This is a genomic window from Streptomyces sp. NBC_00887 (assembly GCF_045207585.1).
Map to the genome: position 1 here is coordinate 23075 of NZ_CP108790.1, position 19381 is coordinate 42455.

Here is a 19381-nt window from a genome sequence, read left to right on the forward strand (position 1 = left end):
TCTTCGCCGCGTACGAGACATCGGTCTGGAAGCTCCGGAAGCTGTCGCCGTCGCCAGCGTGAGCCAGGATCTTGTCCATCAGGGCGATCGCTTGCCGTAGGTCCAAGTAATCCGCAGGGGCTACGCCGTGTGTGGCGGCCTGATGTCGCATCCGACGCCTGGAGGACCACGCTGACCACAGCCGACGCAACGGAAACGGCAGGGCCACAAGCAAAGCAAGCGAAAGGAAAAGGATGATAAGCCCGGCGGTCTGTGTGTCCGGCATGAGCATCCCCCACCTTGGCCAGAACTGTTTCCAAGGTAGCGCCGCAGTGTCGTTCCTGGGGAGGGAAGTGGCGGATTGGAGCTCAGAGGGCTGCCAGGGGATCGGGTGCCGACGGTCACGGGCTGCGTATACCAGCGCCGTCCGGACATCGCATCGGCATAACCGCTAGCGCCTTTGAGCGGCAGCCTATCGCCCCGCCGTGATCGGAATTGCGGTGCTGAACAGGCACTTTGCTCCCAGGGGCCGCGTCGGCCCTGTACTTCCTCGACGCAAGCGCGGACTGGTCGCAGGACCAGCGCGACTAGCTGATCGCCAACGTCCGCACCCAGGCCCAGGAGCACGGCTCGCGGACGGCGTGGTCAACGGCAACACCTTCGGTGCGGCCCACTGGAACGCCACCAGCGACTCCCCGTCCTGAGTGTGGTCCGTCGGAGACGACCGCGACCGCCCGGACGACGCGCGGCCGTCGAGGACTTCGCCCTTGATGGCATTACCCCGCACGTCGTCACCGGCACCGTCGGCGTTTGTGACACCAGCGAACCGTGTGAGGCTCTGAGCACTCGCGCCGTGGCGCTCGGCCTGTGTGTCGTGGACGGCCCGCCGATCGTCGTGGTGGTCACCCGGGACTGCACCGGCGCGGTCATCCAGGCGGGGCGGATTAAGTGGGCGTTCACTCCCCTATGTCCGTTTCATTTGGTCTAGCTGTCGTCGACACTCTGGGCAGAGGGCGGCAGTGCCAGGTCCAGCAGGCTGTTGATGGTCTCTCGGTCCAATTCGCTGTCGAGGTGAAGAGATCGCCGCAGGAGACGTCCGACCTGCTCCGACGAGAGTTCAAAGCGCAGGCGGGCCTCCAGGCAGATCTCGCCGAAGAGACGCGGCGTGCGGTCCGGCTCCCGCTGGATGTACCAGTCGAGGAGCTTCACCACGTCTTTCCGGAGGCCCCCCAGGGAGACTTCGCTCCTCTCACGCTTCCGAGCGTTGCCGATGTCTCTCGCGAGGCCTCCGAGGACGGCCTCGATCAAGACTGTGCGCACGGCCGAGATGGGGATCAGCCTGTTGGGGCCTTCGGTGAGGGCGACCGCGGGCCACCAGGCGAGGGTTGCGGCCGTCCTCTCCAGGTCTGGCTTGGCGAATCCGAGGCGGCGCTTTCCGTCGTTCCGGTCGTCCTCCAGACCGTCGCGAATGATCTTCGTGAGGCGGTTGTGGTCGGCGACGAGTCCGCGTGGCTGATCCGTTCCGAATTCTGTCGTTTGGCCGGAGAGAAGGACTCGCGGACCGTGAGTCCTGCGGCGTTGCTCGGCCCAGTCCTGTGCTACCGGTTGTGACCAGAGCGGGCCGGCGGACGTTTCGGTCTGAGCTGGGGGCAGATCGCGGCGTCCTCGTTCAGGGTGCGGCAGGTCATCAGGGGACACATTCGCGATCTTCGCCAGGCCCTCCCGGTCGACGAAACGAGCAGGCTCAAGCTCCGGTGCCCGCAGGTCAACGACGCACTGGTCGAGCGGCCGGGAGTCACGTGGCCGTCGTGCGGCCCACAGGGCGAGGTGGTCGTGCCAGTTGGACAGCGGCTCCTCCAGCGCGGTGAAGGCGGCGATCTTCACCACGTGGGCATGGTCCGGTGTGCCGGGGCGGGTCAGGAGGTCCGCAGCGGTCACGGTGAGGGCGTCTTGGACGGGTCGGGCGTCGTAGCCTTCGAAAGCGTGGTCCACGACTTGGCTCGGCCGGTGCCAGGCTGTGCCGTCCCACCAGTAGCCGCCCTGCCGGTAGAGAAATCCGTTGTTCCCGTACATCCAGTCGTGGTGGAGACTGCTCATGTCCTCGTCACGAAGCAGCAGGACCGTACGGCCGTGGTCGGGGTGGTAGTGAACGGCCCAGGCGTAGGCGGGGTTCTTCGGTTCGGTGGTGAACGCGACCCAGCCGCCATCGGTTAGGTCGTCGGTACGACCCCATAGGCCTTCGCCCTGGTTCCGACCGGTTCTCTCGATCGCGTCGGGGTTGCCCAAGGGCAGACGTTCGTCGTTGATGAATGGCAGGCCCGGAACGGGGTGGTCAGTGCGCAGACCATTGGCAACCGGATGAACGAGACTCACGGTGTTCCTCCCACACGGCACTCGGCCCTCAGGCGGGCAACCACCCGGGGTGTCTCTGAAAGTCCCGGCTACGCCCCCGCGCCGTACTGTGCGTGGATTCGGGTGAGCAGGGATTGAGTGTCGGCGGCGGAGAACGCGGTCACCTCGTCGGGCTGTGCCCCGGCGACGACAATGTTCAGCTCGCCGTCCCCTGCCGTAAACACCTCGATGGGCGGCTGGGCCATCCACATCACGTCGATCCCACGGCGAACCACCACGGCCAAGAGGCCGGGCAGCGACACTGCTGCGCCGCTCGCGCCACCCGGGCCCATCAGCAGGTCTGCGAGTGCCTCGGTCGCGTCGTCCCCGCGCACGCTCTGTGTATTGAAACTGATCTGTCCCCCGCCTCCATCAGCGACCAGGACAGCCATGTGTGTGCAGTCCTCATTGCGCTGCCACGGCGGGGTCTTCCACGTGAAGGTCATCCCCCCATCCTGAATTTTCGTCCGTCCGAGGCCGGAGGGTTCGGCAAGACTTGGCGCATGCGGCTTTCTTATAGGCCGAAATCAGCTGGAGAACACCCGTGCGGTGATCAGCTGCGGCGTTGCTTCCAACGCGTGTCAAGCACCTCCCTGCCGGGACCGTCGCGGGGCCAGCGCAGGAAGCCGAAGGGGCCGTTCTTCTACCGTTTGTACCCAGACGCCAACGGCTCTCCAGTACCGGCGTTCGCTCCAACGATTGGGTCGGGCGGAGACGAGCCGGAACGCAGAAAAGCCTCGCTCTGCACCGCCCTCGGAGGGCGGTGCAGAGCGAGGCTTCGTGTCGTGACAGGGTGGCTTGCCCCGGGGCGGGCGGCTGGGGCCCGATGCCAGTGACGGAACGTCCACCCCGGGGTTCTGCGTTTCAGGTGTGGGCGCCCGCGTCCTTGCGTCGGCGCGGTCGTTCCTCGGACACGAATCGGATCTCAGGGTGCGGGCGTGGAGCGAAAGTGTGAGCGGTCGCCCCAGTTGAGCAGCGTGGGCTGCTCGGGAGTGGTCATGGGCTTGTGGTGGTGCGTGCCCCTGTTCCGGGGCGACCCAGCCTTCGGCCGTTGATGCTGGGCGTCCGGGTGTGGTCGGGGCGAGCCTGGACGATGGTGCCGGTGTGCTTGCCCTCATACATCGCCGCGTCGGCGGCGCGCATCAACGTGGGCAGGTCGCTGCTCCCGATTGCGGCCGGGGTGGCCGCGCCGAGGGACACGGTCAGAGGCAGCACGCTGCCGTCCTCGTAGGGAACCGGACGGGTCGCGAGGTGGGCGAGGTGGTCCAGGCGCAGCGCCTGGTGGCGGGGCTCGATGCGGGCCAGAGCCACGAATTCGTCGCCGCCGAGGCGGCCCGCGAATCCGTGCGGTCCGGCCCATTCGGTCAGCCGAGCCCCGATTGAGGCGAGCGCGGTGTCGCCGGCCGCGTGGCCGTGGTTGTCGTTGAGCCGCTTGAAATGGTCAGCGTCCGCGAGGACCAGGACCGTCTCGTCGGGGTGACGCTCAAGGAGTCGCTGCGCCCGGTCGGTGAACGCTTCACGGCGCCAGGTCCCGGTCAGCGGGTCGCGCTGTGCCTGGAGGAGACGTCGGCGCAGGACGGTGACGTGCAGCGTCCATCCGGCGAGCGGGACGGCCATGGCGGTGAGATGGAGTGCCGTCCTCGGTAACGCGGTGGTGGCCATACTGAGTGCTTCCTTCTCGTCTCAATCACGGGATGGAAAGCCCGGGGCCGCCGTTGGAGCGGTGGTCCCGGGCGCTTGTGTGTAAGGGGTGGTTCAAGCAGCGAGGTCGTGGCCGGCCGGGAGTGTGGTGTAGCTGGTCGGGTCGGCCGGGGTCCCGTCGTGGCACTCCAGGCACGAACCGATGGTGCGAAGAGGCAAGCAGTGGTGGAACCTGCGTCGGCACTTCGGGCACGTGGACCTCTTGGCCATCGCCCGGTCCAGTGCGGCTTCTTTGGCGAGGGTCATCGGCCGCACCGGCAGGGCGAGGTCGATGCGGTAGAGGTAGGCCATGCGCGTGCAGGTGCGGGCCGGCTTCGTGCGGCAGGCCCGGCAGCGCAGCTGTGCGACGGGGTCGTGGCCGCCGGGTCGTAAGCCGAGCGCCCGCAGCTGGCGGCGCGTGGCCAGGCCGTCCGGGGAGGCCTGCCAGTCGAACGTCTCGATGGTCGACGACGGAACGGTCGCGTACGGGTCGACGTCGACCACGGCCGTCTCCAGGCGGCTCCTTGCGCTCATGACGTGCCCCGGGCACCGGGCAGGCGGCGGTGGGGCGGGAGCGGGTGGCGGGGGCCGGGCAGGATCGGCCGAGGGCGGCCGGTGTGCTTGGAGGGACGCGGGGCAGGAACCATAACGATCACTCCTCTGGGGGTGAAAAGGGCGCGCCGGAAGCCTGGGGAGGTCGAGGGCGCGCCCTTCCGTGTGTGGTGTGAGCAGGCCGGGCGGCCTGGCCCGCGCCGACCCGGGGCGGGTTCGGGTGCGAGGCAGGTAGTCCGGGGGGCTGGGTTATTGGCCGTGGTGTTGGGCGAGGTCGGCGGCTTGGCCGAGGATCCGCATCGGGACACTGCCGTCAGCCCACCGGTCGTTGAAGGTGGGCACGGAGTACGCGTCGCCGAAGTCGGCGCGGATGGCGTCCATCAGGACCTCCAGGCCGCGCGCTTCGAGGCTTCGGTCGCCGGCGGCTTCGACGCGGATAGCGCCGTAGAGGCAGCGGGCTCCGTCCTCACGGATCTGGGATCCGGCGCACCAGCCGTCGGTGAGCAGGCGCTGCTGTGCGCGCTGCAGAAGGTCGGCGACCGGTGAGGCGTACGGAGCGGTGGGCTGGAGGGTCGGGGTGAGCGGGAGGGTGACGACGTCGGCCAGGACGACGGGCTCGACGGGGATGTGGGCGGTGCGGACCTCGTAGGCGACGGCGGCTTCGTCCAGGGCGACGGTCATCGCCGCTTCGACGGCAGCCAGACGTGTCTCCAGCGACAGCGCCACCGATCCTGTGGTCGTGGCCGGAGGCGCCGAGGTGGGGGCGCTTGGGGTGTGGGTGGTGGGCATGAGGGCTCCCTCGAGGAACCGGTGGGCGGGGCAAGGGGTGAGGGCCCGGCCGATGCGGCCGGGCCCTCATGGGGTGGTGCGGGGTCAGGCGTTGGTGAAGCCGCGGATGGCATCCAGCGCCTGGCGGGGGGAGGAGACCGCGTCACGGCGCGGACCGCTCTTCCCGCCGCTGCGGGGCTTGCCGCCGCCGCGCTTCTTGGGCGCGTCCTCGTCGCCGTCCTCGTCGTCCGACTCGGGGCCGAACTCGCCGGGCCGGGGCGGCTCGGTCCAGTCGAACCAGAGATCCCGCAGTTCGAGCTCGCGGATCTCGTAGTCGGTCAGGGTGGCGATGGTGTCGGGGAAGAAGCCGTCGATTCCCGCCTTGAAGTCCATGAACAGGGTGCGCAGGACGTCAGGCTGCTTGCCCTCGATGATCCATCCGGCGCCGCCGGTGTTGGAGTCGGCGGGCGGCTCGGGCTCGCCGGCCATCACCCGCTCGATCCGGCCCGCCTCATCCGGGGAGAAGCTGCGGGGGAGGGGATCGGGGATGTTCTCGGACGCGATCCCCAAGGCCCTGAACATGTCGACGACCTTCTTCGGCGCCACCTTCAGGACGACCGGGATGCAGTTCTCACGGAGGTTCTCGCACAGCAGCTGTGTGAAGCCGTCCTGCACGTAGACGGACTGACCGGCGACCTTCAGGCCGACCCCGTACTTGCGGCCCTTGACCGAGACCAGCTCCGCGAGGTCCATGATCTCCGCGCCGTAGTCGCCGTTGCGGGCAGCGGACAGGAACTCGTCCAGATACGCCGACAGCATCCGGTACGGGCAGCCCGGCAGCTTCGGATCCCACTCATGGACTTTTCCGTCCTCCCAGCGCATCTGCCCGCGGATCTCCATCAGCGCGACCATGACCCGCAGCAGCCGGATCATGTAGAGGGCGCCGACGCCGTAGCGGGCGGTGTGCTCACCCAGCGCGGCCGTCTTCTCGTCGGGGGCTTCGGTGGCCAGCATGACCACGGCCCCGAATAGGGCGTCGGCTGCGACGTGCAGGCCCATCAGCTGCGTCTTGCCTCCGCCGGACGGGGCGACGAACAGGCCGTGCGCCGCGCCCCGGTCGGTATAGACCCGGTTGCGGGCGGGCTGGCCGTTGCCGAGGTAGCCGGTCACCCACCGGCCGTCCTTGTCCGGGGTGAGGAGCTCCCGGGTGGCGGGGAAGACCTGCGCGAGCGGGCTGGAATCCCACAGGCTGACCAGGATCTGATTGCCGTCGATGGTGACGAACAGCCGGCCCTCGTCGTACTTCGTTTTGAACGCGGCGGCCAGGGCGTGCAGGTTGACGCGGGGCTCGCCCAGTTCGTCGGGGACCTGGGCGATGTAGTGGGTGACCCGGCGCTGCTTGTCGCGGACCTGCTTGACGAAGACCGACCCGGCGATGGGGCCGTTGTCGCTGCCGATGCGGTCTGCCCACCACTCGTGCTCGGTGGGTGCCTTGCGGCGGCGGACCGCTTCGTCCGGGGTGAGGTGGACCTCCAGCCAGCCGGGGCCGCCCTGCCGGCCGGGCTGCTGCACTACAGGGGCGAAGTGGACATCGCCCTCATCGATGCTAAACGCGGCCGCGACGGCTGCCTCGCCCAGGCCGCTGATCGGGCGCCCGGGTTCGGCGGCGCGCAGCAGCATGGTGAGGTCGTGGTGGGTTCCGGGGTGGCGGTCTGCGTGGACGACCATCGTGCGCCCCGGGCTCCCGGCCCGCTCCCATAGCAGCCGCACGTCCCGCGTGAACGCATCGGCACCGTCGTCCACCACGGCCGGGGTGGGCGCGGCAGGTGCGGTACGGGCGGGCTGCGGGATGGGGGCGAGGGCGGGGCGGTGGTGGCGGCGCTCGCTGCGCGAGAGCGGCAGCACGCACCAGCCGGCCGCAGCCCACGCAACGGCCAGGAGGGCGTCCCAGCTCCAGCTGGGGGTGTACATCGCTGCGGCGTCGATCGCCGCCCCGAAGACGACGGGGGAGAGGCGCACCAGCTTGCGGCCGGTGCCCTCACGGGACTTCACGGCGAGGACCGCACCGCCGACACCCGCTGCACCGGCCAGCAGCACGCTCGTACTGACCACGCCGTCAGGCGACATGTTCGGTGCCGCGGCGAGAACCGGCGCGGCCAGGGTGTAAGCGATGCGTTCGAGGACGACGCTGCGCGGGATGGACACCGGACGACTCCTTCAGGACGGAACGGGGCTGGACGGGGCGGCGAGGCGGGGGAGGAGAAGGCGGAAGGGCGGCCCCGCGGATGCGGGGCCGCCCTTCCGGGGGAGGTGGCGGTCAGCGGGCGAAGAACCCGGGTTTGGGGGTGCGTTCCTTGCGGCCGGAGCGGACGGTGTCCAGGCCCTCGTACAGCCGGGCGTGGGTGCGCCGCGTGTCGTGGGCGAGGCCGGCGACTTCCTGGGCCGTCTCGTAGAGCTTGTGGACTTCGACGGCGGCGCCGCCCAGGGCGAGGGACACCTGGCCGGTCATCTCCACGAACTTGCGGTCGAGTTCGGCGTTGGCGATGTCCACGGCCAGGCTCTCCGCCCGCTGGGCGTTCGTGCGCATCCCGCGCAGCAGCGCTTCGAGTTCGTTGCCGGCCAGGTCCATGGCCGTGCCCAGCGTCTTGAGCTTGTGCTGGACGGCCTTGTACCGGTGGTCGCCGTCCGTCCGGGCCGCCGGGCCGCCGGTGTGGTGCTGAAGGTCGCTCATCGGCAACTTCCTTAGTCGTGGTGGGTGGCGGACGAGGCGTCGGCCAGGCCCGCGTCGTCCATGGCCTGGAGGTCCTCGCTGTAGGTGCGGCCGACCGCCGTGGCGGCGAGCCGGGCAGCCTCGGAGGCGATCTCGCACTCGGTGGCACACCGTTCGGCCAACTGCTTCATGCGGGCCGCGGCGTCGGCCAGGTCGGTGATCCGGTCGACGACCGCAGTGGCGATGTTGTGGTCCCCGACCAGGTCGGCCGCCATGTCCCGCAGGGCGTCGGCGACCTTCCCGAGCGCGCCCGCGAGCTCCTGGGCGCGCTCCTGGTCGACGCCGGCGACGATCGCGATGTTCACGATCTCCGTCAGGTACTCGCCGAAGGTGATGTCGGTGCGGTGCTGGGCGGCCATGCCGCTCTGCGCCGATGCCGTGGTGGTCGGGTGGGTCACGTGCGGCTCCTGCTCGGGAGGTCGGGTGGTGCCGGGACGGGTGGTGTGGGACACCGGGGCGGGGGGCAGGGCGGCGGGCTCGAGGATGACCGCGTCCGGGTAGTCGTCCTTGCCTCCTGCCGGGGGCCGGGGAGGGGGCTGCTTGCGGGTTTCGTGACCAGGCCACTCCGGCGTCACCGTGCGGTTTCCGGGCCAGCCCGGGCCATCCGCTGACGCACCACCAGGACCCGGAGCAGTACCGCCCTTCGACGTCGCCCCACCGCCGCCGCCGGACCCGCCTGCGGCGCCTCCAGCAGCCCTGGAAGCACCGCCCGGACCCTTCGGACCAGGACCACCCGAGGGGCCTGCTGTGGGGCGTTCAGGGCCCCGCTTGGGGGCTTCCTTACCTCCGGAGCTGGTGCCGCCGGACGAGCCCTTCGGACCCGGCGCACCTTTCCCTCCCGAGCCGCCTGACGCCCCGTCGGTGCCCTTCGAGCTACCGCCCGGCCCCTTGGCGCCCGGGCCTGGTTTGGTGCCGCCCTTGGCCCCGTCAGAGCTGTTTCCGGGCAGGGTCTTGCCCCCCGGTCCGGGCTTTTTCTGGCCCTTCTCATCACCACCCCCGCCGGGCGTCTTCGTCCCACTGCCCTTGCCCTTCGACAAGTCGACCTTCGGACGGGGCTTGTCGTCAGGCTTGTGCTGCTCCTTGGGCGCGGGCCCCTTGTGCGGCAGCTGCTTCGGAGCCGGGTTCTTCCCGGGCTGCTCCTTGGGAGCAGGGCTCTTCTGCGGCGTCGGCTTGAGCGGCGTCGGCTTGGGGCCCGGCTTCTGCTTGGGTTGCTGCTCCTTGGGAGCGGGCCCCTTCTGCTGTTGCCGCTGCGGGGCCGGACTCCTCCTGGGCTGCTGCTCCTTGGGAGCAGGGCCTTTCTGAGGCTGATGCTTGGGCGCGGGGGCCGGCGACTTCGTCGGCTGCTGAGGCTTGGGCTGCTGCCTGGGGGCCGGGCCCTGCGGACGGGTCTTGCGCCCGCCCTTGTCACCGCCCAGGCCGGAGCCGCCCCTGCCGCCGCCGCCCTTGGCCCCGGCCGCGTCGCCCTTGCCGCGGGCCGCCGTCCTGTCGGCGCGTGCCTTCAGCTGGGCCGCACGCAGTTTGTTGTGCTGCTCCAGCAGGCCGACTTCCCGGGCCGTCTTCGCATTCAGCAGGTCCACTTTCCGGGCGATTTCCGCCTCCCGGAAAGGCGCCTCACTCTCGATTCGCGACTGCCCGAGCGCGATCCGGTATTCCAGCCAATCACCCAGTCTTTCAGCGAGCGACCGACGATGCACATATTCACCACCTTCACCCTCACCGGATTCACCATCGATTTCCGGAGCGGAAAAACCCTCGGACCTGAGCGCCATTTCTGGGGCCATGGGGCGCGGAATGACGGGCAATTCCATGGTGGTTTCTTCCGGGGACTCCGGCGGTGTTTCCGGCTCTTCTCGTACCGGCGGGAAAAGGCGTCCGGGGTCCGGGAGTTCGGGCGGCCGGTTAAGGACGTCACCCGCTACAGGGAAATTGATGAGCCGACCTTCGGTGTCGTCGGTGGACACGAGATGCTCCCTCCCGGGGGCTTGACAACGAGTGACTGCCTCGCGTAAGCGTGTGCGCGCCTGGGCGTGTGAGTGGGTGGGCGCCTGGGCGTTGGGGATGCGCCGAGGGCCGCCGCTCGGTGAGCGACGGCCCTCGTGGACTCGGCGGCTGGTTACGCGGTGTGCTTGAGGTAGAGCGCATGCAGGTCGTGTGCCAACGACCTAAGGGCCGCGGTGTCGCCGCGCTTGAGCGATTTCCTGCCGTGCGTCTGGACCAGCATGACGAGGAAATAGAAAGCGCCGAGGTCCTCGCCGTGTTTCTCAATGAACGCGGTCCGCTGGGCGATGAGATATTCGCGGGAACGCTGCGCCTTGAGCTCGGCTTTCAGAAGAGGCCTGCTCACGCCGACCTCTTACCGAGGTCGTAAATCGACGCAGGACCACCATAGCCGGGATTCCGGCCACTGTCACGCTCTTCCCCAGAATTGGGTGCGGCCTGAATGGGCTGCGGGTTGTTCTTCCGCGCCTTTTCCAGGGCCTTTTCCTTGCGGGCCTTTCCGGTATTCACGACCGCTTCGTCGTGGGAGCGGCGCTTGTAGGCGCTCTTTTCCAGGCCATCGGTGAGCGAATTGAGGCTCTTGAGGACGTCCTTGAGGGCCCTTTCGACCGGCAGGGCGCGCATCCGGGCGTGGAACCAGCGGTCGCCCTCCACACCGACGCTGCGGCAGTGGACACGGGTCTCACGCTGGAGGATCTCCAGGTTGGCACCCATGTCGAGCAGGACGCGCTGCATGTCGGCGAGGTAGCGGGCGGTGGCCTCCGCGTTCTGCGCGACGTCGCGCAGCGGGGCGGTGGTGGTTCGGTCGTTGCTGTTCACGAGCTGGCCTCCTGGGCGAGTCGGTTCTGCTGTACTGGGGGTGACTGCTTCCGGCAGTCGCAGCGAGGGCCAGCCCACTTCGAATGGGCTGGCCTTCACTGATGTGTGCCGGACTTTCGTGAGGTGTTGCCGGTCCGCGCTCGGGGTGTGCGAGCCCGGACGGTGGTGATCCTGAGCGGCAGGCTTTCTGCCGGGGGTTGGGGCGCTCAGGCGCTCACCGGACGCTCGGACGCTCGGTCATGTGCCTGGCGCGGCCTCTTCGACCTGAGCGCGCAGCCGCTGGGCGGTCGGGCGGGACACCGGGGTGTCGGACAGGCCGGCGTCGGTGAGCGCGTCGCGGATCTCGGTCCACTCGGGGCGGCGCCCGAGCTCGGTGTAGAGGAGACGGATGCGCACGTGGCGGCGCTCGGTTAGCGCGTCGGTCTCCCTGCGCGTACGAGCGTTCTCCGCTCGCTGAGCGTCGGCGTTCTCCGCCATGCGCTCACCTTCTTGAGCGCCGGAGGGGAGCGCCCTGCGCTCACGCTCGCCGCGTGTCTCTTCCGAGGTGAGCGCGCTCATGTCGGAGTGAGCGTGTTCGGTCATCTCCACGCGCTCGATGGTGTGAGCGTCCTCGGGGGTGAGCGTGTCGGCGAGCGCGGCGGGCGCGGAGCCGAGTTTGAGCGCCATCCGCTGCTCCAGCGGGGCCTTGCTCCGCCAGCGTCGGCCGTACTGCTCCTTGAGCTGCGCTCGCAGGTAGGTCTGCTCCTGGAGGCGGGTGAGCGCCTCCTCGTAGGAGGTGATCTCCCACAGGATCATCCGGCGGCGCAGGCGGGCGGTGGGGATCGGGGCGAGCAGCCAGCGGCTGCGGCGCACCGTTTCCATCCGGGTTTTGCCGGTGACCGCGCCGATCCTGGTGGCGTACACGTGGGAGGCGATCTCGGAGAAGATCACCCACAGCAGGGTGAGGGCGGCGTGCCCCAGGCGCCCCGACGTGCTGTCCGAGGCGTTCCAGTTCAGGTAGACAGTCACCGCCGTCAGTACCCGGGGCACCCAGCGGATCCAGCGCAGCTCCATGCCCATGCGGATCAGGATCAGGCTGGCTCCGGTGAAGGCCGGGATCGCGACGTCGATGCCGACGGGCAGAAGCCACGGCCAGTCCCAGCCCCACTCGCCGGCCTTGGTCTCCAGCGCGGTGTAGGAGGAGAGCAGGCCGAGGGTGGAGACGACGGCGGCGGCCAGGACGATCGCGATCACGCCCACCAGTTCCTGCCCGGACAGCGGCGGCACACCGCCGGCGGGCCGGGCGTCGGCCCGTGCCTTGCGTCGGGCAGCGCGCGACTCGGTCCGGATCGCCCGGCGCCGGGCCTGCTGAACGGTGCGCTGCGTCGCCGCCTCCAGGATCCGGTCGCCCTCGGCTCGGGCCAGGGCGGCTGCGGCCTGGTCGGCGGTGGCCTGCGCCGCCGCCTGCCGGGCCGTCCTCGCGTCGGCTTCGGCCTGCTCCCGCAGCTGTTCAGCGGTGCGCCTGGCGTCGTCCAACGCGCGGTCGGCGTCCTGCCGCAGGCCAGCGGCAACCTTCTCTGCTCCGGCCCGCACCTGCACGGCGTGGTCGTCCGTGCTCTCGCGCATCTGGTCGGCCTCCGCCCGCGCCCGCTCCAATACCTGTTCGGCATCGGTGGTGGCGCGGGTGCGGGTCTCGGCCGCGGTGCGCTCCGCGCCGGCGAGGACCTGGTCGGCGTCGGCGGTCGCCGTCGTCGTGACGGTGTCGGCCTCGCGGCGCGCGTCGGCGAGCAGTTGCTGTGCAGCCGCTTCGGCGACGGTGCGTACCTGGTCGGCGTCGGCGGCCGCGGTGGTGGCGGCGTCGGTGCGGACCTGGTCGGCGTCTATCGCGGCAGCGGCCAAGATGCGGGACTGTTCGGCAGTGGCGGCCGCGGTGATCGAGGCCGCCTCGGCACGCGCGCCGTCCAGCAGCTCGGTGGCGCGCATCTCGCCGTCGGCAAGGAGGCGCGCGGCTTCGTCGGCGGCACGGTCCCGGAGGTCGGCGGCGCGGTCGGCGGCATCGGCCAGGACCGGATCGGCCTCCGGGTGCACCAGCGGCGTGAGGTTCTCAGAAGCGGCGAACTGGGCGGGGATGGAGCTCGGTGTCGCCGACGCCTTGGCACGCCCGTTGGGGCGCGGGCTCGTGGCCGCCGCGGGCTGGCGCCTGCGGCGGGTGGCGGTTTTGGGTGCCACGGGGTGTCCTCTCGGGTCAGGTGCGGCGGCGGTTCAGGTAGGCGTCCTGGAGCCGGGTGAATCGCTCGAGGAGCGAAGCGCCGGTCGAGCAGGGAGCGCCGTGCTGGCAGGTCGTGCAGCCCTCGCGGTGGGCGCGCCAGGTGTCGGCGGCGCGCATGTAGCGGGCGTGCAGGTCGTCGGCCATGGGGAGTGATGCCTCTCGGTGGTGCGGGGGTGGGTGTCGGTGACGGGGTGGCCCGCGTCCCAGGCCCGGGCGGCCGCCGTGGCGGCGGCCGCGAGGAGGGCGCAGGTGAGCGGGTGGGCCAGGCCGCATACGGTGACCGCCCGCGCCGCGAGGCGCTGGGCGGCGCGGGCGGCAGGTATGTGCCGGGTCAGGACTTCTGCCGCTCGGGTGTGGCGGAGTGCGGCCGAGCGGGTGCCGGAGGCGGCTCGGTGCGGCCGTCACGCTCGTGCGGGGTCGGCCGCATCGGCAGTGCCATCTGTGCTCCGACTGCGAGGCAGGCGGAGCACGTCCAACCGGTGTAGCCGAACCAGCCCTGGCACCGGTCGCACTGGAGGGTGTTGCTTTCGGTGGCGGCCGGGGCCGATACGCCGGGCGGGCAGTCGTGCCCGTCGCAGTTCCACCGGTGGCAGAGGGGGCAGGAGTCGTTCGCCGACTTGAAGGTGAGCGGGCGGGTGAGGAGGAGTACCGGCTGCCGCTCGTAGCCGGGGGCCATTTCGGCGAGGGTGCGCCGTGCCTGGCGGCCGGCGGACCGGGCGCGAGTGTCGCCGTCGACGATCAGGTGGTGGACGAGCTGGTGGAACTGGTCGGTCTCGTCGCGCTCCTGAGCTTCGAGCCATCCGGCCCGGAGAGCGAGGGTGGTGACGGTCATGCCGCCACCCCCCAACCGGCGCGGGCGCGGCGGGCGATGCGGATCTGCCGGATCTGGGCGGCGATGCTGCGGAGCCGGTCGTTCTGGGCGGCGGTCCGCAGCGCTACGGAGCGGACTCCACCGTTGCGGTTGGAGTCGGGACTCGTACCCGCCTCGGTGTGGAGCCGGGTCATCAGCGCGTCGAGCTGACGTCCCTCGGTGTCGCGGTCCGCGTCGACCGCGGCCGCAAGACGCTCAGCGTGCGCGTCCCTGACGGCGGCGAGCTCGCGACCGGTCAGCCCGGCGCGCACCATCTCGTCGGCGTCGGCGCGGCCGTCTCCGGCGCGCAGCGCGAGCTCCTCGCACGCGGCCCTTACGGGGCAGGCGGAGCAGAGGCTGATTGCCTTGGTGCGGCGGGCCCGCCAGGTAGTGAGCCTCTCGTCATCGGCGCGGAAGAAGAGGTCCGGGTCAACGCTGGCGCAGTGGGAGCCTGCGTCGACCGCGGCCTGGAGGGCGGCCCGGCGTGTGTGCCGGGCCTGAGTGGATGTCATCCTGTGCATGCGTAGATCCCCTTCTAGCGAGGGTGAGCTGCGAAGACGAACCCCCTGGGTTGCCTCCCAGGGGGTTCGTCGTGTTCAGGGCCAGTGGCCCTTGGGCTGCTGTACGAGCAGCCACGGCCCCGGCCGCCCTCTACTGCAGGGCGGCCGGGGCCGTGGTTGTTCGTCCGAAGCGGTCAGCGCGCGCGGCGCTTCGGGTGGAGCGTCTTGAACGGCACCGGCGGTGCACCCAGCGGCGATTCACCGGCGGGCAGCTGCGCCCGCAGGGTGTCGGCGTCGCGGACCGCAGACTCAGTCGATGCCCACTGCCCCTTGCGCAGCAGCCACAGGGGTCGGCCGCCGCCGGGCTCGGCATCCGTCGCCGCGCTCTGCTTCTGCGCCGCGATCTGACTGACGGCCGGGAGGGGCACCGCCTTCGGCTTACGCAGGACGGTGGTCCGGCGACGGTGGGCGGTATCCGCCTTGCCGTCTTCGAGGCGCTGCTGCCACTTCTTGACCTTGACGTCGATGGTGACCAGGCGGTTGCTACCCAGTCCGCAGCGGACGGCCGCGTCCTTGCCCGCACGGCCGGTGTCGTGCGGGACAAGCTTGGGCCTCTTCGTCTGGAAGCCAGTGATCGGCACCCACGTCTCACAGTCGGGGCAGATCAACGACGCGCAGTCGGGACGCAGGTCGTACTGGTGGGGCTTGAGGGTGGAGATGGCGAGCGCCAGGCGGGCGTTGACGGTGCGGGAGCGGGTCCGACTCCGGCGGGGGCGGGCGGTGCGCTCAAGGGTCGAAGCAGACATCTGAACTCCTCATTTGGCAGGGGCGCGTCGCGATGCTCTCTCTGCCCTCCGGGCCGCACGGCACAAGGCCGGCGTCCCGTGGGACAGACAGCGCACAGCGCTGCGACGTGCACACAGTCGTCGTGCCGCCAGGCTCCGGGGGAGTTTGATGGTGCTCTCGCGCCCTCAGTGACCTGAGGGCTACCCCGGCCGCCCCGAAGGGCGGACGACTACTGCGGTGGCGCGAAGGGGACCGAGGTTCCGGCTCCCAGTACGAGAGGGCGTCAGGGTGAGGAAGCCGGGTCCGTGAGAACCCGGCTGGCGCTAACCCTCGAGCGGCAGGTGAGGGCTTATGCCGACCACCTCGCCTTATCGACATACATAACTTAGCTGATACAGTCAGGAGTGGTCAAGTACTTGATTGAGGAAGCTAGCTAAGCCAAGGGGGTCGACCTACGATGTCGCTCATGAGCAACGAGGCCGTGCAGCCGTACCAGCGAATCGTTCAGGATGTCCGCGACAAGATCCGCTCCGGCGGGTGGACCGCCGGGAGGAAGCTGCCGAGCACGCGAGAGCTGGCAGAGGAGTACGGCGTTGCGGCCGGCACCGTCCAGCGGGCTTTGACCGAACTGCGCGCGGCCGGGCTCATCTACTCCCACCAGGGCCTCGGATCCTTCATTACGGACACTGCTACTGAGACCAGCAACGACTCGACCGCCCGCGCCCTCAAGGCTCTTGAGGAGCAGGTCGCGGACCTGGCTGCTCGCCTCGAAAAGATCGAGAAGGGGCGCAATGACTGACGTCCTTCCCTGCGTCTCGATGAACATCGCCATCCCTCTCCAGTGGGGTCATCTTCGTTAGCAAAGTTGTAGGTCCGGTCGGGGCTCGAGTTCCAGATCAGCCGTGTATCCAGCCGCCGGATACACCGAGTGGAGACATGGAGGGGCACCAAGTGGGCCAGCAGCCGAACGCGTTAACACCGGAGCAGTCGCCCCAGCACCGCTTCGGGTACACGCTTCGCGAACTCCGGAAACTCCGCCAACTCTCCCTCCGAGGGCTGGCCGACAAAGCCTTCATGTCGCACTCCAAGCTGCAGAAATGGGAGAACGGCGACAGGGCCCCGAAGGATCGGGCAGAGGTCGAACTGATCGACTCGCTGCTTCGCGCCGGCGGCGTCCTGGTGGACCATTGGGAGCAAATCGAGCTGCCTGCATCTGCATCCAGCCGTGTATCCGTTTCGACCCTCCATGTATCCGAAGCGTCGGTTGGGCTGGCCGCAGCTGCCTCCCAGCAGGCAATGTCTGATCATGAGGGGATCTTCGTCCCCGCTCGTCTACGGGATGGATCGGTGGTTTTCGTGGCACTCGATCGACGCGCGATGCTGCGTGGCGGGGTGGGGTTTGGTGCAGCATCTGCGCTGGGCGTAGGAACACCGGCAGCCGCAAGTTCCAACGCGCTGCCGGGCCTCAATCGGCCCGCGCGGTCGTCTGCTGCCTACAGCGGTACACCGGTGGAGCATTTTCAGCGTGTGCGCCGTCTGCTGATCGACAACGACAACCTTCTCGGACCCAGCCGAACCATCGCGGCCACTCGTGAGTACATCGAGGACATCAAACGTCTACGCCAGGACGCCAAGGGCGCAGACCGTCACGCACTCATGGAACTCCAGACGCAGTACGCGGAGTTCGCCTCCTGGCTCTACCAAGATCTGGGCGACTTCGACAGCGCCCAGTTCTGGCTCGACAGGGCGTTCCAGTGGAGCCACACCGTCGCAGACGGCGACCTGACTTCGTACGTGATGGCCCGCAAAGCGCAGCTGGCTGGGGAAATGCGGGACCTGGTCGACGTCGTCGACCTCGCCGAAGCTGCTCAGCGCATGGCGCGACCCCGCAGCCGACTGGCCGCGGTGGCCCGGACATACGCGTCGTACGGGCATGCGCTGCGTGGTGAGCCGACCGACAGCGAGCGCGCGATCGACGACGTACGCAACTCCCTCGATCGAGTTTCCAGCGACACGACCCCCTGGGGCGTGTGGCTGAACGAGCAGTACGTAGAGGTGCACCGAGCGCACGGCCTGGAGGTGTTGGGTAAGCACGCGGAGGCTGCGGAGATCTTCACCAACGCCATCAAGTCGCTGCCCGACGGTTACCACCGCGACCGTGGTGTTTACATGGCTCGGGCCGCCGTGGCCCACGCCGGAGCTGGTGCCCCGGACGAAGCGTCTACGGTCGGCCTTCAGGCCCTGACCGTCGCCAACGACACGGGCTCGGGCCGGATCGTCCGCGAGCTCGCGCGTCTCGACAAGGCGCTGGTCCCCTGGCAGCGCCAGCCCGAGGTAGCAGAGTTCCGTACGCACTTCGACAATCTGCTCGCCCACGAATCCTGAGAAGAAACGGATCACGCCGAATGACCACGCGTCCGTACGTCATCCTCTCTGCTGCCATGTCGGTCGACGGGTACCTGGATGACAACAGTCCCGAGCGGCTGCGCCTTTCCAACGCCCCTGACTTCGACCGCGTCGACCAGGTCCGCACGGAGTCCGATGCCATCCTGATCGGTGCGACGACCATGCGGAAGGACAACCCGCGTCTCCTGGTCAACAGCGATGAACGCCGTGCTCAGCGCGTCGCTGACGGCAAGCCGGAGTATCCGCTCAAGGTTACGGTCACCCGGACAGGGGATCTGTCCACCGATCTCAAGTTCTGGCATCACGGCGGCGAAAAGTTGGTCTTCACCGTGGACGACGCGGTGGAGAAGGTGCGCGCGACGCTGGGAGCTCTTGCTGACGTCGTAAGCGTCGGACTGGACCTCGACTGGGGCTTGGTCCTTGATGAACTCGGGCGCCGCGGTGTCCGCCGGCTGATGGTGGAGGGCGGCGGCTGGATCCACACGCAGCTCATGGCCGCAGACCTCGCCGACGAAGTACATCTGGCCATCGCGCCGCTGCTGGTAGGTCAGCCGGAGGCGGCACGCTTCCTCGGTACCGCCAACTACCCGGGCGGGTCGACTGCCCGAATGAAGGTGCTGGAGGTGCGGGCAATCGACGACGTGGTCTTCGTCCGCTACGCCCCGAAGGAGCGCACCGCCTGATGTACGCACCCGACAGAGAGCAGGACCTGCGCTGGATGCAGCGTGCGATCGACCTTGCTGCGCTGTGCCCGCCGACTGCAGGCGCCTACTCGGTTGGCGCGGTCATCGTCGGCGAAGGCGGCACCGAGCTGGCGTCCGGCTACTCGCGGGCAACCGGGCCCCGAGACCACGCGGAGGAAGTCGCACTCGCCCACCTCCCCCAGGAGGAACCGCGCCTTGCCGGAGCGACGATTTACAGCACGCTGGAACCTTGCTCCCAGCGCAGTGCCGATCGAACGCCGTGCGCGCAGCGGATCCTCGAGGCCGGCATCCCGCGCGTTGTCATTGCCTGGCGGGAGCCGTCGCTCTTCGTCGACGACTGCGTCGGCTACGAGCAGCTGGTGGAGGCCGGGGTGACCGTGGTGGAGCTGCCTGAGCTGGCAGCAGCCGCGAAGGCCGCCAACTCTCATTTGCCGGGCTTGGGTGAGGAAGAGTCACATGGGTTCTGAGGTGACACGCCAGCAACTTCATTAAAGGGCGCTCTCGATGCAACCAATATGTATAGTTCCGAGTTACGGAAGCGTGAAGGGGGAGTGATGTCTGAGCTATTCGAAGCGGTTGATGCCCTTCTGGCACGCCGTACGGAACTACCACCGCCGCGGATTCGGATGCGCCTAAGGCGAGCAGATGGACTCACGCAGGAGGAGGTTGCCAGGGCGCTCGGAGTCTCACGCGTAGCGTTCCTGCGCTGGGAAAACGGCCAGGTAGTGCCCCGGGCCCAGCACCTCGCCGCCTACTCTCGGCTTCTCACTGGGCTCGCCGCAAAGCATCCCGAAGTCGGCCAGGAAGCTGATGTTGTTAGTAGCCCCAGGAGTACGTCTAGCCCATAACGCGCGAAGCGGCCCCGTCGCCACAACGGGACCGCTTCCTAGCGAACCGACTCGAGGAACGTCCAAGAACTCCGAGTCGTGA

The 19381-nt window shown here is 69.3% G+C and carries 20 protein-coding genes; 5 read left to right on the top strand and 15 right to left on the bottom strand.

Translation table 11 applies throughout. From position 1 onward, the window contains the following. Positions 1-963: 963 nt before the first annotated feature. The 15 genes from OG844_RS46410 to OG844_RS46480 form a co-directional block, all read right to left on the bottom strand. Positions 964-2352: a hypothetical protein gene (locus OG844_RS46410; RefSeq protein WP_331734729.1), complete on the bottom strand. Its 1389-nt coding sequence runs from the start codon at positions 2350-2352 to the stop codon at positions 964-966. Positions 2353-2420: 68 nt separating this feature from the next. Further along, positions 2421-2816, bottom strand: a complete 396-nt coding sequence (locus OG844_RS46415; protein WP_331734730.1) for a hypothetical protein — start codon at positions 2814-2816, stop codon at positions 2421-2423. Positions 2817-3366: 550 nt separating this feature from the next. Further along, positions 3367-4032: a GGDEF domain-containing protein gene (locus OG844_RS46420; RefSeq protein WP_331734731.1), complete on the bottom strand. Its 666-nt coding sequence runs from the start codon at positions 4030-4032 to the stop codon at positions 3367-3369. Between the two features lie 93 nt (positions 4033-4125). Further along, the gene (locus OG844_RS46425) at positions 4126-4584 is read right to left on the bottom strand and encodes an RRQRL motif-containing zinc-binding protein (protein WP_331734732.1); all 459 of its coding nucleotides are present in this window, start codon (positions 4582-4584) and stop codon (positions 4126-4128) included. A gap of 267 nt (positions 4585-4851) precedes the next feature. Beyond that, a complete protein-coding gene (locus OG844_RS46430; protein ID WP_406396493.1) occupies positions 4852-5391 on the bottom strand; it encodes a hypothetical protein in 540 nt (179 codons plus the stop codon). A gap of 84 nt (positions 5392-5475) precedes the next feature. After that, positions 5476-7575 (bottom strand): chromosome segregation protein ParM, encoded by a 2100-nt coding sequence (locus OG844_RS46435; protein ID WP_331734734.1) that lies wholly within the window; start codon positions 7573-7575, stop codon positions 5476-5478. Between the two features lie 112 nt (positions 7576-7687). Beyond that, the gene (locus tag OG844_RS46440; RefSeq protein ID WP_331734735.1) at positions 7688-8101 is read right to left on the bottom strand and encodes a conjugal transfer protein TraB; all 414 of its coding nucleotides are present in this window, start codon (positions 8099-8101) and stop codon (positions 7688-7690) included. An 11-nt stretch (positions 8102-8112) separates the two neighbouring features. Then, positions 8113-9717 (bottom strand): ATP/GTP-binding protein, encoded by a 1605-nt coding sequence (locus tag OG844_RS46445; RefSeq protein ID WP_406396495.1) that lies wholly within the window; start codon positions 9715-9717, stop codon positions 8113-8115. Between the two features lie 536 nt (positions 9718-10253). After that, positions 10254-10484: a carbohydrate ABC transporter gene (locus tag OG844_RS46450; protein ID WP_331734737.1), complete on the bottom strand. Its 231-nt coding sequence runs from the start codon at positions 10482-10484 to the stop codon at positions 10254-10256. Further along, a complete protein-coding gene (locus OG844_RS46455) occupies positions 10481-10957 on the bottom strand; it encodes a hypothetical protein (protein WP_331734738.1) in 477 nt (158 codons plus the stop codon). The genes OG844_RS46450 and OG844_RS46455 overlap by 4 nt, the downstream gene beginning before the upstream one ends. A 237-nt stretch (positions 10958-11194) precedes the next feature. Then, positions 11195-13165: a DUF2637 domain-containing protein gene (locus tag OG844_RS46460; protein ID WP_331734740.1), complete on the bottom strand. Its 1971-nt coding sequence runs from the start codon at positions 13163-13165 to the stop codon at positions 11195-11197. A gap of 16 nt (positions 13166-13181) precedes the next feature. Then, on the bottom strand, positions 13182-13349 hold the full coding sequence (locus OG844_RS46465; RefSeq protein WP_331734742.1) for a hypothetical protein: 168 nt from the start codon (positions 13347-13349) through the stop codon (positions 13182-13184). Between the two features lie 187 nt (positions 13350-13536). Next, complete coding sequence (locus OG844_RS46470; RefSeq protein ID WP_331734745.1) at positions 13537-14037, bottom strand: hypothetical protein; 501 nt, start codon at positions 14035-14037, stop codon at positions 13537-13539. Continuing rightward, positions 14034-14567, bottom strand: a complete 534-nt coding sequence (locus tag OG844_RS46475) for a WhiB family transcriptional regulator (protein WP_331734747.1) — start codon at positions 14565-14567, stop codon at positions 14034-14036. Before OG844_RS46475 ends, OG844_RS46470 begins: the two co-directional genes overlap by 4 nt. 182 nt (positions 14568-14749) lie before the next feature. Beyond that, positions 14750-15361 carry a hypothetical protein gene (locus OG844_RS46480; RefSeq protein WP_331734750.1) on the bottom strand — a complete coding sequence of 204 codons (612 nt, stop codon included), beginning with the start codon at positions 15359-15361 and terminating at the stop codon, positions 14750-14752. Between the two features lie 446 nt (positions 15362-15807). Between OG844_RS46480 and OG844_RS46485 the strand changes: the two genes are divergently transcribed. The 5 genes from OG844_RS46485 (at position 15808) to OG844_RS46505 (ending at position 19299) form a co-directional block, all read left to right on the top strand. Beyond that, a complete protein-coding gene (locus OG844_RS46485; protein WP_406396497.1) occupies positions 15808-16140 on the top strand; it encodes a GntR family transcriptional regulator in 333 nt (110 codons plus the stop codon). 152 nt (positions 16141-16292) lie between these two features. Next, positions 16293-17726: a helix-turn-helix domain-containing protein gene (locus OG844_RS46490; protein ID WP_406396499.1), complete on the top strand. Its 1434-nt coding sequence runs from the start codon at positions 16293-16295 to the stop codon at positions 17724-17726. A gap of 20 nt (positions 17727-17746) precedes the next feature. Further along, positions 17747-18430: a dihydrofolate reductase family protein gene (locus OG844_RS46495; RefSeq protein WP_331734758.1), complete on the top strand. Its 684-nt coding sequence runs from the start codon at positions 17747-17749 to the stop codon at positions 18428-18430. Further along, on the top strand, positions 18430-18918 hold the full coding sequence (locus tag OG844_RS46500; protein WP_331734761.1) for a deaminase: 489 nt from the start codon (positions 18430-18432) through the stop codon (positions 18916-18918). The genes OG844_RS46495 and OG844_RS46500 overlap by 1 nt, the downstream gene beginning before the upstream one ends. Before the next feature lie 159 nt (positions 18919-19077). Continuing rightward, positions 19078-19299, top strand: coding sequence for a helix-turn-helix domain-containing protein (locus tag OG844_RS46505; RefSeq protein ID WP_406396523.1), 222 nt, complete (start codon positions 19078-19080; stop codon positions 19297-19299). Positions 19300-19381 lie beyond the last annotated feature (82 nt).

Bases quoted from the DNA above. Each gene is read 5' to 3' on its own strand.
- OG844_RS46415 (WP_331734730.1), bottom strand. From the start codon at position 2,816: ATGACCTTCACGTGGAAGACCCCGCCGTGGCAGCGCAATGAGGACTGC.
- OG844_RS46485 (WP_406396497.1), top strand. From the start codon at position 15,808: ATGAGCAACGAGGCCGTGCAGCCGTACCAGCGAATCGTTCAGGATGTC.
- OG844_RS46475 (WP_331734747.1), bottom strand. From the start codon at position 14,567: ATGACATCCACTCAGGCCCGGCACACACGCCGGGCCGCCCTCCAGGCC.
- OG844_RS46500 (WP_331734761.1), top strand. From the start codon at position 18,430: ATGTACGCACCCGACAGAGAGCAGGACCTGCGCTGGATGCAGCGTGCG.
- OG844_RS46430 (WP_406396493.1), bottom strand. From the start codon at position 5,391: ATGCCCACCACCCACACCCCAAGCGCCCCCACCTCGGCGCCTCCGGCC.
- OG844_RS46495 (WP_331734758.1), top strand. From the start codon at position 17,747: ATGACCACGCGTCCGTACGTCATCCTCTCTGCTGCCATGTCGGTCGAC.
- OG844_RS46480 (WP_331734750.1), bottom strand. From the start codon at position 15,361: ATGTCTGCTTCGACCCTTGAGCGCACCGCCCGCCCCCGCCGGAGTCGG.
- OG844_RS46420 (WP_331734731.1), bottom strand. From the start codon at position 4,032: ATGGCCACCACCGCGTTACCGAGGACGGCACTCCATCTCACCGCCATG.
- OG844_RS46505 (WP_406396523.1), top strand. From the start codon at position 19,078: ATGCGCCTAAGGCGAGCAGATGGACTCACGCAGGAGGAGGTTGCCAGG.
- OG844_RS46440 (WP_331734735.1), bottom strand. From the start codon at position 8,101: ATGAGCGACCTTCAGCACCACACCGGCGGCCCGGCGGCCCGGACGGAC.
- OG844_RS46465 (WP_331734742.1), bottom strand. From the start codon at position 13,349: ATGGCCGACGACCTGCACGCCCGCTACATGCGCGCCGCCGACACCTGG.
- OG844_RS46425 (WP_331734732.1), bottom strand. From the start codon at position 4,584: ATGAGCGCAAGGAGCCGCCTGGAGACGGCCGTGGTCGACGTCGACCCG.
- OG844_RS46470 (WP_331734745.1), bottom strand. From the start codon at position 14,037: ATGACCGTCACCACCCTCGCTCTCCGGGCCGGATGGCTCGAAGCTCAG.